We start from the raw sequence: 11177 nt of genomic DNA on the forward strand, positions 1-11177 counted from the left end.
CTCCTAAGATTTAAATTTATATCTTTTTAAGCGTAGTGCGTTTGTTACAACAGAAACGGAACTAAATGCCATCGCAAGTCCTGCTACCCAAGGCGCAAGTAGGCCTAATGCTGCAATTGGAATCCCCGCACAGTTGTAGGCAAGTGCCCAGAAAAAGTTTTGGCGGATATTGCGCATCGTCGCTTTAGACAGTTCAATTGTTTCCGGAATTAATGTCAAACGGTGACTTACAAGTGTTACGTCGCCTGTTTCAATCGCGATGTCTGTTCCTGTTCCGATACTAATCCCAATATCGCTTGCTGCAAGAGCTGGTGCATCATTAATACCATCGCCAACGAATGCAACGATATGACCTTCTTGTTGTAATTTTTCCACTAAAGCACTTTTATCATTGGGTAATTGTTCGGCAAAAAACATATCGGTTCCTAAATCTTTCGCCATATTTTCTACAACTACGGATTGGTCACCAGAACAAATCGCGGTTTTGATGCCTTGAGCTTGTAGTTTTTGGATGGCTTCTTTTGCTTCTGGTCGCGGTGTATCGGATAAAGCAAGTGCGCCGGCATATACACCATCAATCGCCATCGCTACCACAGTTTTTCCAGCGTGCATCCAGCTTCCGATTAACTCATCAGCATCTTTTGGAATCGTTGTAAGGGAGGAAATATAGCGATAAGCGCCAAGTTCCACCTTACTTTCATCAAGTGTACCTGTCATCCCATGGCCAGCTTTTGCGCGAATTTTTCCTTGTTTGATTGTGGAAACATCGAGATTCTCAGACGCTAACATCTTAATAATCGCTTTCGCAATCGGATGCTCTGATTGTTGTTCCATTAAGAATAAATAAGGGAAAAATTGGTCATGTGTTGCTTCTTTATCGCTTACTTCTAGTTTACCTTCTGTTAAAGTACCAGTTTTATCAAAAATGATTGTGTCGACTTTTGATGTACGTTCTAAATGTTCGCCACCTTTAAATAATATCCCACTTTCGGCACCTTTACCAGTTCCAGCCATGATTGCGGTTGGTGTTGCGAGTCCGAGCGCACAGGGACAGGCAATGACTAACACAGCGATGGCAGCTTCGAGCGAGCCATCCACAGTACCAGTCACAAGGTACCAAATAATAAATGTCACAGCAGCAATTCCAAGTACAATAGGAACAAAAATACCAGAGATTTTATCTGCTAAACGTTGAATTGGCGCTTTAATGCCTTGTGCTTCCTCCACCAAACGGATAATAGATTCTAAAACTGTTTCTTCCATCCGTTTCGTGATTTTTGCTTGGAAAGCCCCGTCAAAGTTAATCGTAGCACCAATCACAGAGTCGCCTGGCTTTTTCTCTACTGGCACAGGTTCACCAGTAATCATCGCTTCATCAATACTTGTTTCCCCAGAAATAATTTCGGCATCCATCGGTACTTTTTCACCCGGACGTACTAAGATAACATCGCCAATTTTCAAGGAGTCTACAGGCACTAGCCATTCTTTTCCTTCCCGAATAACGGTCGCTTCTTTTGCTTGTAGTTCAAGTAGTCCAGCAATTGATTCGGTTGTTCTGGAAGTTGCGTATGATTCTAGCAATTTACCTAATAAAATTAACGTAATCAGAACCGCACTTGTTTCAAAATAGTAATGTGGCATCACGCTTGGATCAATCATGTGACGAATATATTCCACCACACTATAGAAATAAGCAGCAGATGTACCGAGCGCAACTAATACGTCCATGTTCGCGCTTTTACCCCGTAGTGCTTTATAAGCCCCATCATAAAAGCGCCAACCAATATAAAATTGCACAATTGTTGCGAGTACTAGTTGGATTGTTGGATTAATCCAGTTGCCAATCGTTTCTGCAAAGGCCATTTCATGGATGTAAGGAATATGCGTCACCATCGTAAGCAGTAAAGGAAGTGAAAGTACGGCCGAAAGAATAAAGCGTCGCACTTCTTTTTTGAAATTCTTTTCTAAAACAGCATCTTTTTCTTCTTTGGTCATTTTTTCTGCTGCATCGTAACCCGCATGTTTGACGACTTTAATTAAATCTTCTGTCGATGTTACTTCTGGATCGTAATAAACGGCCGCATTTTCTGTTACTAGGTTAACATTGGCTTTTTCTACGCCTTCTGCTTTATTTAGTGATTTTTCAATTCTTGTGGAACAAGCCGCACAAGTCATTCCAAAAACATTTAAATCTTGTCTTACATATTTATCGTTCATCTTATATACCCCCCTCAGGTTTTAGAAAATTGACGTATTGCTTTAAGTAAGTCCTCCATTACGTCATCTTCCCCATTTTTCGCCGCATCGACAACACAGTGTGCCGTATGATGTTCAAGTACTTGCAAGCCAACATTTTTGAGCGCTTTATTGGCTGCTGAAATTTGAACTAAAATGTCTGTACAATATCTATCATCCTCGACCATTTGAGCAATACCGCGGATTTGGCCTTCGATACGTCGCAAACGATTTTGAAGTAATTTCGTTTCGTCTTCTTTGCGTGGAACAATTGGTTGGTCGTGTTTCATTTTTTCTCCTCCTTTGTTTCTACAATTAACAGTATACCCCCTATAGGTATTTTGTGCAACTATTTAATTTCTACGCGCAATAAAAAAAGCCATAAACAAATGATTGTTTATGGCTCAAAAGCTTGTTATTTAGCGGCATCTACTTTCTTTTGAAGTGCCTCAACTTGCTCAAAAAATTCTTCTAAAGTCCAGTTGTTTTTGTAAATAATCGTTGCGGCATCTTTGCCTACATAACGATAATGCCACGATTCGTATTGATATTTCGTAATGTCTTCGCGGCCTTTCATATAACGCAGGATAAAGCCATAATTATGGGCATTTTCCTGTAACCATTTGCCTTCAGGGGTATTTCCGAAAGCTTCTGTTAGTTCATATGATTGGCTTTCTGACGAGATATCCATCGCTAAACCGGTTTGGTGCTCACTTGTGCCGGGGTACGCCACTGCTTCTCTAGCTTTTTGATCCCCTTTAGCATTTACTTCGGCTTGGAATACTTCTTGTTGGCGCTTGTACGAACGATAGCCAGAAACGGCAAATAGTTTCTTTCCATCTTTATTCGCAGCTGCAAACATCTCTTCCAACCCTTTTGCTGCATCTTTTCGAAGTTGTGCTTTTTCGACTTGCTGCTCGCCAAACGAGAACGTTACATTAGGGCGAACTAAGTCTGGGGGGGTATATGTTGGTTGCAAGGAGAAATCTTTGTTGGCCAGAACCAGCATGTTTTCCTCGTTTTCGATATACTTAATCCCATTTTTCTCCGTTAATTTATTTTGCTTATCGATATACGGATAAAGTGGATCTTTTTCTAGTTCTGCAAGTGTTTGGTTGCTAGTCGCTGTTTGTTCCACTTTAGCATTTGTGCCGTCGAAATATTGATCTTCCACCGTGTGCACACAACTAATACTGATAGCTAAAGCGATTGTTAATAAAGAACTCATTGTGTTTATCAACCTTCCTGTATACATTAAGTCTGATTCTAAGTTAGTAATTTAAATTTATTTAATTGCTGCTTCTAATGCTACAACAATCATATCATTAAAAGTAGTTTGGCGCTCTTCCGCAGATGTTTCTTCTCCAGTAAAAATGTGGTCACTTACTGTTAAAATGGCTAATGCTCGACGACCATATTTTTGTGCCAGTGTATAAAGTGCGGCTGCTTCCATTTCGATACCAAGTACCCCGTAATCAGCTAATTGTTGTTTGTCTAGTTGATCATTATAAAAACGATCTGCTGAGAAAACATTACCGACTTTAAGGGATAATCCTTTTTCGATACCTGCATCATAGGCTTTTTTAAGAAGAGAGAAATCAGCTACAGGTGCAAAGTCAACTCCTGCAAAAGTATTGCGGTTGATTTGTGAATCTGTCGAAGCCGCTTGCGCAATAACAACATCACGAACTTTTACGTCTGCTTGAATTCCGCCCATTGTACCAACGCGAATCAAGTTTTTCACATCATAGCTTTGAATTAATTCATTTACATAAATCGAAATAGATGGAATACCCATCCCTGTTCCCATAACAGAAACTTTTTCGCCTTTATATGTACCAGTAAATCCTAGCATGCCTCGCACTTGGTTGAATAAAACGACATCTTCCAAAAATGTTTCCGCAATGTATTTCGCTCTTAGCGGATCTCCTGGTAATAAAATAGTTTCTGCAATTTCCCCTTGTTTTGCTTCGATATGTACGCTCATCTTTTTTCCTCCTAGTGTTTGTTTTTCTCTTCATCTAGCAAATAAGCATCCCAAAGTTCATCGAAAATAGACATTCCCGGCAAATATGGCGCGTTAAACTCCAGATAATCACAAAGAATATGGTAATTTCTCGTTTGCTTTGGAAAACTATGATCTCGGTATGCATTGTTGGCAAATTCCGTTTTCTGATCTGTTAGTTTCGGGTCCCGATATGTCATTAAAAAATGATAAAATGATCTTCCCAACGTACAACACACTCCGCTCTTTTTATGCTTTAACTATAGTTGATTTCCTGAAAAAAATAAAGTTAATTTTCTAGTTTGCGTAGAATTTCTTCTGCAAGTCGATGCGTTTCTAGTGCATCTTCCTTAGAAATTGGTGCTTTCTCGCCATTTCGAACAGCTGTTAAAAAGGCTTGGATAATTGATACAAATCCTCTTTTATACAAGGTTGTCTCCCAATCTCCAAAACGCTCAAAACGTTCGGTTGTGCCTTCATAAATATGTGTCTCTGTGACATTTTCCACTTCATATTTGGCACTAGGCGTCATCACTGCTAAGCGTTCCTCATTCACGCCACTATCGCGGTTCATGATGGCAGTCGCCACTTTATCTCCCGCAGTAATTTGCACGGTTACGCTTGCTAGAAGCTCGTCTTGCCATACCGGAAAGACGTTTAATTGTTCAATTTCGGTATCTAGTAAGAATCGCACGGTATCAATGACATGAATAAAATCGTCATAAATAAATGTGCGTGGCTCACCTGGTTGCGATGCGCGATTTTTTTGCATAATAATCATGTTGGTCTCTGTTAATGCTTTTAATTCTTGATATTTTGGCGCATAACGACGGTTAAAGCCAGTCATTAACAGCGTGTCTTGTTCTTTTGCTAGGCGCGTTAATTCTTCTACTTCTGCTAAATTGTCGGCAATCGGTTTATCGACATATACCGGAATATGATGCGCTAAAAAAGTCCGGATAACTTCTGGATGGCTTGCTGTAGAGGAATGTACAAATGCAGCATTCACACCCGACTCAATCATCGAATGAATACTTTGATGATAGTGATCAAAACGATATTTCTCACTTAAATGTTTCAACTTCTGCGCATCCCTCGTATAAAGATGTACCTCGATGTTTTCCATTTCTGCAAAAACTGGCAAATAGGCTTTTTGCGCGATGCCGCCAAGACCTACTACTGCTACTTTTAACATGTATATCGCTCCTTTTCATAACAATGCCAGAGAATGATTTCGCGATATTATTCTACGCATTTCATTTTCTGGCATCATTTGTTTATTCAAAGATTTTCTTATATGCTTGGTAGCCTTCTTCTTCCAACTTATCCACAGGAATGAATCTAAGCGCTGCAGAATTTATACAGTAGCGAAGTCCACCTTTGTCTTGTGGTCCATCCGGAAAAACATGCCCTAAATGGGAATCAGCATCGACGGACTTTACTTCTGTCCGAATCATGCCGTGAGTCAAATCTCGATGTTCGATAACTTCTGTTTCATCGATTGGTTTAGTGAAACTCGGCCAACCACAGCCAGCATCGTACTGATCATTGGATGAAAATAACGGCTTTCCTGAAACAATATCTACATAAATCCCTTGCGCCGCATTATCATAAAATTCATTTTGAAATGGGCGTTCGGTACCCGCTTTTTGGGTCACATTATATTGTATATCTGTAAGTTGTTTAAGACGCTCGTTCTTTTTACTTTCATCCATTTGACTTCACCCTTTCCAGTTGGCATCTATGAATGCAGCACGACCGGAAGCAACTTGATAACCTTCATAGTGCGCTTTTTCTTTTTTGTAGAAATCTTGGTGATATTCTTCTGCTGGATAAAATGTTTCTGCTTTGGCAATTTCTGTGACAATTGGCTTTTTGAATCTGCCACTTGCATCAAGTGCCGCTTTCGATTTTTCAGCGATTTCTTTTTGCGCTTCATTGTGGTAGAAAATAACTGGTCGATACGAATCGCCGCGGTCAACAAATTGGCCTGCCGCATCGGTTGGATCTGTTTGTTGCCAATATACTTCGACTAATTTCTCATAAGGAAAAATTGTCGGATCAAAAGTGATTTGAATTGCTTCTGTATGTCCTGTTGTCCCGCTGCAAACTTCTTTATAGGTTGGATTAACCGTATGACCGCCTGTGTAACCTGAAACGACTTTCTCGATTCCCGGTTGCGTATCAAAAGGTTTTACCATACACCAAAAGCACCCTCCAGCAAATGTTGCTATTTCAAGTGATTCTTTTGTCATAAAAATGCCCCCTAACTAGGATTCAGCCAGCCAAATTACTTAACTGGTACTAAAAGTGTAAACGAAATATCGTCTTTCTTCAAATTTAGCGTATCGGCGCGTACTTTTGTATCACCTTGAAGCTTTAATTTATCTAAAGATAGATAGATTTTTTCTTTTTTAGGGATAATTGTAACCCAATCAGGGAATTTGTAGTTTTTGTTCACATAGTTCATTACGTATGATACAGGCAGTGGCAAAGCACCGGCCGACATATCTTTGAGTGTTAATTCTACGTTGCCATTGTCGACTACTTTTGGTGAGAATTTTAGATGCAACTCTACAGGTTCACCGAAAATTTTCGCTTCTGCAGTAAAGTTGACGTTATCTGCTACGAAAACTTTATAGCCGATTTCCTGATCCTTACTAAAATCTTCTATATAGGAGCTGATTAATTGGTTTAAATCTGCTTTTGTTGTACTCGTTTGAAATTCAACTGTCGATTTATTGCTAATAAGCGTTGGCGTTGGTTCTTCTTGCGGACTGAGTTTAAAAACTGCTACATAAACCCAACCGGCGGAAAGAAGTAACACCGCGATTAATGTAATACAAATCCATTTCCAGTAATTGCGTTTTGGTTTTTTGGGAGCCGATCGTGTTTCTCTCTGCACGATTTTAACACCTTTCTATTTGGGAATATTGCCATCGTTTAATTGTTTTACAATGGCTTTGTCTAATTCCGCTGTCATTTTTTCATACCCTTTATGATTGGGGTGGAAATAGTCATCTGACAGTAGCGGATTAGGTTGATCTTTACTTGCTTCATTACGATCTTCTATCACATTCGCAATTGGTACAAAGTAAGCATTACTGTCTTTGGCGATAGTCTTTTTAGACGCATCGTTCCAGTCGGTAATCACCTCATCAAATTGTTTAATGTGTCCGAAGTAAGTCGTATAAGGATTATAAATGCCCATTAAGAAAATTGCTGCATCATCGTTGTAAGAGCGAATATCTTTAAGAAGTGTTTCTAATTCTTGTTGGAATTCTTTATTGGCTTCTGTAAAATCATCCACGTCTACCTTTAAAAGTCGCGATTGTAAAATAGCCATGACATCATTGCCGCCAATGGTAATTGTTATAACATTCGCCTTTTTGACGTCTTCTTGAAATTTCTCGTTGGTTTTTAAGCGTTTTTCTAATTGGCCGATTTTATTTCCGGATACGCCGTAATTGCTCGTTTTCACGCTTGGAACATTGGGTTCTTCTTCTAGTTTTTCTGGAATAATACCGACATATCCACCTGCTTTGTTTTCATCACCAACACCTTCTGTTAATGAATCACCCATGGCAACTAGGTTAATCGGCGTTTCTTTGGATGCTTTATAATACTTGATACCAAAAACTGCGCCAACTAGAAGCGCGATAACGAGCACGCTTCCTGTTAGCCACAGCCATTTTTTCTTTGTCATATGCAATCACTCACTTAGTCAGTATAGTACATAAATGCAAACGCGCCTGTTCCAGCATGTGTGGAAATGACTGGGTCTGCAAAAAATAGTGGAATTTCTGTTAAACCGGTTATTTCTTTTGATTCTGCGATAAAATCATCCGCCAGATTCAGTCCATTCGCATGAACAACGTCTAGCTGTTGAATTTTTTTCGGCTCATCTTTAATTAAATTCAAGCAATATTGTAGCACTTTTTTGTTGCTGCGGACTTTCGTTTCTTCTTCCAGTTGTCCGTCTGTTAGTTTGGCAATTAATTTGATATTTAAAAGGCTGCCTAGGAATCCTTGCATCCGGCCAACACGACCACCTTTAATTAAATTATCGAGTGTTACGACAACGATATATAGTTTTGTTTTGTCGCGGATATCATTAATTTTGGCGTGGATTTCTTCAACGGAATAGTCACCAGATTGTGCCATTTCTGCTGCTTTTAACACTTGGAAAGCTTGGCCGCGCGCTGTGTAATCGCAGTCTACTACAGTGATGTTCCCTTCCACCATGTCAGCAGCTTGGCGAGCCGCATTAACGGTACCACTCAGTTTTTCAGTTAAGTGGATAGAAAGGATTTCATAGCCTTCTGCCGTATATTTTTCATAGGCTTCCACAAAAGAGCCGATTGCTGGCTGAGACGATTTTGGTAATTCTTTCGTTTCTGCCATGCGTACCATGAATTCTTCTGGGGTAATGTCTGTTTTCGGGTTATAAATTTTTCCATCAATTTCTACAGTTAAGTATAAAACATCAATATTCCATTTTGCTGCTTCTTCTAATGTTAGTCCAGCAGTTGAGTCTGTGATAATTTTTATTTTCTTCATATAGCCACATCCATTTTTGCTTATTTTAATCTTATTATAACATTCCCGGCGGTATACACAACCTATAAACTAGTTTTAAGAAAAGAGAAAGAAATGGTATTTATCTTTCTATTCTTATTTTTTTAGCGTATGATAGACCTATATTAATCACAAAATTTATAGAAAAGTATGGTGATAAAATGAATGTCACTTCTTACAATTGGAAAGAAGAACTAGCGAATGCGATTACGCACGGGATTGGATTTATCCTTAGTATTCCCGCGCTCGTCTTACTTATAATATTCGCCGCTGGGAAAGATAATCCTCTTTATTTAACAAGTTTTTTAATTTATGGTATTTCACTGATGTTGCTTTATATTTGTTCCACTTTGCTTCATAGCTTTAAACCTTGCAAGGCGAGAACTGTTTTTAATATTATGGATCATGCGGCAATTTATGTGTTGATTGCTGGTAGTTACACGCCATTTGTGTTGATTACGATTCAAGGTACACTCGGCTGGACACTGTTTGGTGTTATCTGGGGGCTCGCGATTGCTGGGATTATTTATAAAATATTTATGACTGGTAAATTAAAATTGTTGTCGACGATTGTCTACTTACTGATGGGCTGGATGGTGATGTTTGCGATTAAGCCGCTTTATGCTGGATTAACGCCAACTGGCTTTTGGCTCCTCGCAACTGGTGGAATCATGTTTACCGTAGGCGCGATTTTTTACAGTATTCCACGCGTTCCTTATATGCACGCAATTTGGCATGTGTTTGTCATTGCGGGGACAGCTTTTATGTATTTCTGTATTTTATTTTATGTCTAAATAATGCTTTTAAAACCTTCTCGACTGCGAGGAGGTTTTTTTATATAGTGTGACACAATTAAGGCTTGTTTTTAATTATGTCATACTATATAATGATTAGCATAACATAATAAAAGGATGTGATTCCCATCGAACTTTCTTCTAGACAACATCAGATTGTTGCCTATGTTCGCGCGAATGAGCCCGCCACTGGTGACTCTATCGCTGCCCATTTAAAGTTAACACGAGCCACGATTCGAGCCGACTTATCAATTTTAACGATGACTGGAATTTTAGATGCTCGTCCAAAAGTTGGCTATTTCTACTCTGGCTTAGAAAATAATCCGATTCATTTTGATGAGATTCGCCAGTTAAAAGTAGCAGATATTATGACCCAACCATTTTTCGCAAAAAAAGAAACTAGTGTTTATGACGCGATTGTCATGCTGTTTATGGAAGATATCGGTAGTTTATACGTTGTTGATGAGGACCGATTAGTTGGGCTTGTCTCGAGAAAAGACTTGCTTAAAGGTGCACTTGCTGATGCAGATACGAAAGCAACACCGATTGCGACCATTATGACGCGCATGCCAAATCTGGTTACGGTTTCTAAAGATGACACCGTCTTGCACGCTGCAGAACAACTCGTTTTCCACCAAATCGATTCGCTTCCCGTTCTGGAAAATGCAAAAGTCGTTGGGAAAATTTCAAAAACACGTATCACAGCGCTTTTTGTCGATACGATAAAAAAGGTTTAATAGGAGGAAAATATGGAAAATCCGGTTATTATATACGTTATTTCAGATGCTATCGGTGAAACTGCTCAACACATTATTCGCGCGGTGACAGCGCAGTTTTCACTTAATAAGCCTGCCGACATTCGCCGTCATGCTTTTATTCGAGATGAAAGCGCTTTACTCGAAACATTGCAAGAAGCAAAGGCCGCTGATGGCATTGTTGTTCAAACGCTCGTTCAATCCACTTTAGCCGCATATGCAACTGACTTTTGCGTGAAAAATCACATTCCTAACATAGATTTATTACATACGCTAACTGCGGCTGTAGAAGCAAAAACTGGCTTAAAATCCAAACAAGATCCCGGCAACATGCGCCGACTTGATAGTAATTATTTTGATCGCATCGCCGCGATTGAATTCGCTGTAAAATATGATGATTGTAAAGATCCCCGTGGTCTACTAGATGCGGATATCGTTCTCGTTGGAGTTTCCCGAACAAGTAAAACCCCACTAAGTAGCTTTCTTGCCAATCAAAACTGGAAAGTCGCTAACGTCCCGCTTGTTCCAGAGATTCCAATACCCGCTGAACTTTTTCAAATCCCTAGCGACCGAATTATTGGCCTAACAACGACACCCGAAAAACTGGCACAAATTCGCAAAGTTCGTTTAAAATCGATTGGTTTGGATGAGGCAAGTAGCTATTCCAGCGAAAAACGTATTTTAGAAGAATTGGAATACGGTTATGCTACGTTTAAAAAGCTTGGCTGCCAAGTAATTCATGTAGAAGACAAAGCCATTGAGGAAACCGCCGCACTAATCACGGAAATTATCACGAGTTACCATTAATTA

At 39.5% G+C, this 11177-nt stretch carries 14 protein-coding genes; 3 read left to right on the plus strand and 11 right to left on the minus strand.

The window, feature by feature from the left end:
• Window positions 1-3 precede the first annotated feature (3 nt).
• From HCJ55_RS00395 to HCJ55_RS00445, 11 genes are all read right to left on the minus strand, one after another.
• Window positions 4-2217, minus strand: a complete 2214-nt coding sequence (locus HCJ55_RS00395; RefSeq protein WP_185516610.1) for a heavy metal translocating P-type ATPase — start codon at window positions 2215-2217, stop codon at window positions 4-6.
• A gap of 14 nt (window positions 2218-2231) precedes the next feature.
• Window positions 2232-2525: a copper-sensing transcriptional repressor CsoR gene (csoR, locus tag HCJ55_RS00400; protein WP_003723408.1), complete on the minus strand. Its 294-nt coding sequence runs from the start codon at window positions 2523-2525 to the stop codon at window positions 2232-2234.
• A 125-nt stretch (window positions 2526-2650) separates the two neighbouring features.
• On the minus strand, window positions 2651-3463 hold the full coding sequence (locus HCJ55_RS00405; RefSeq protein ID WP_185516612.1) for a M15 family metallopeptidase: 813 nt from the start codon (window positions 3461-3463) through the stop codon (window positions 2651-2653).
• Window positions 3464-3520: 57 nt separating this feature from the next.
• Window positions 3521-4222, minus strand: coding sequence for a purine-nucleoside phosphorylase (deoD, locus tag HCJ55_RS00410; RefSeq protein ID WP_003723411.1), 702 nt, complete (start codon window positions 4220-4222; stop codon window positions 3521-3523).
• Window positions 4223-4233: 11 nt separating this feature from the next.
• Window positions 4234-4467, minus strand: coding sequence for a YozE family protein (locus HCJ55_RS00415; RefSeq protein WP_003720177.1), 234 nt, complete (start codon window positions 4465-4467; stop codon window positions 4234-4236).
• Between the two features lie 62 nt (window positions 4468-4529).
• Window positions 4530-5435, minus strand: a complete 906-nt coding sequence (locus HCJ55_RS00420; RefSeq protein ID WP_185502058.1) for a Gfo/Idh/MocA family protein — start codon at window positions 5433-5435, stop codon at window positions 4530-4532.
• A gap of 82 nt (window positions 5436-5517) precedes the next feature.
• Window positions 5518-5955 (minus strand): peptide-methionine (R)-S-oxide reductase MsrB, encoded by a 438-nt coding sequence (msrB, locus tag HCJ55_RS00425; RefSeq protein ID WP_008948196.1) that lies wholly within the window; start codon window positions 5953-5955, stop codon window positions 5518-5520.
• 6 nt (window positions 5956-5961) lie between these two features.
• Entirely contained in the window at window positions 5962-6495 is a 534-nt protein-coding gene (gene msrA / locus HCJ55_RS00430; protein WP_185516614.1) for a peptide-methionine (S)-S-oxide reductase MsrA, read from the minus strand.
• Between the two features lie 35 nt (window positions 6496-6530).
• Window positions 6531-7145 (minus strand): YpmS family protein, encoded by a 615-nt coding sequence (locus HCJ55_RS00435; protein WP_185502057.1) that lies wholly within the window; start codon window positions 7143-7145, stop codon window positions 6531-6533.
• Window positions 7146-7160: 15 nt separating this feature from the next.
• Window positions 7161-7946, minus strand: coding sequence for an SGNH/GDSL hydrolase family protein (locus HCJ55_RS00440; RefSeq protein WP_185516617.1), 786 nt, complete (start codon window positions 7944-7946; stop codon window positions 7161-7163).
• A 14-nt stretch (window positions 7947-7960) separates the two neighbouring features.
• The gene (locus HCJ55_RS00445; RefSeq protein ID WP_185502055.1) at window positions 7961-8800 is read right to left on the minus strand and encodes a fatty acid kinase binding subunit FakB; all 840 of its coding nucleotides are present in this window, start codon (window positions 8798-8800) and stop codon (window positions 7961-7963) included.
• Window positions 8801-8979: 179 nt separating this feature from the next.
• On the opposite strand from HCJ55_RS00445, the gene trhA reads away from it, so the two are divergent.
• The 3 genes from trhA (at window position 8980) to HCJ55_RS00460 (ending at window position 11174) form a co-directional block, all read left to right on the plus strand.
• Window positions 8980-9612, plus strand: a complete 633-nt coding sequence (trhA, locus tag HCJ55_RS00450; RefSeq protein ID WP_185392039.1) for a PAQR family membrane homeostasis protein TrhA — start codon at window positions 8980-8982, stop codon at window positions 9610-9612.
• A gap of 119 nt (window positions 9613-9731) precedes the next feature.
• Window positions 9732-10349, plus strand: a complete 618-nt coding sequence (gene ccpN, locus HCJ55_RS00455; protein ID WP_185516619.1) for a transcriptional regulator CcpN — start codon at window positions 9732-9734, stop codon at window positions 10347-10349.
• A 12-nt stretch (window positions 10350-10361) separates the two neighbouring features.
• A complete protein-coding gene (locus HCJ55_RS00460; protein WP_008948205.1) occupies window positions 10362-11174 on the plus strand; it encodes a pyruvate, water dikinase regulatory protein in 813 nt (270 codons plus the stop codon).
• The last annotated feature ends 3 nt before the right edge of the window (window positions 11175-11177 follow it).

This window comes from Listeria marthii, assembly GCF_014227425.1.
Taxonomy (GTDB): domain Bacteria; phylum Bacillota; class Bacilli; order Lactobacillales; family Listeriaceae; genus Listeria; species Listeria marthii.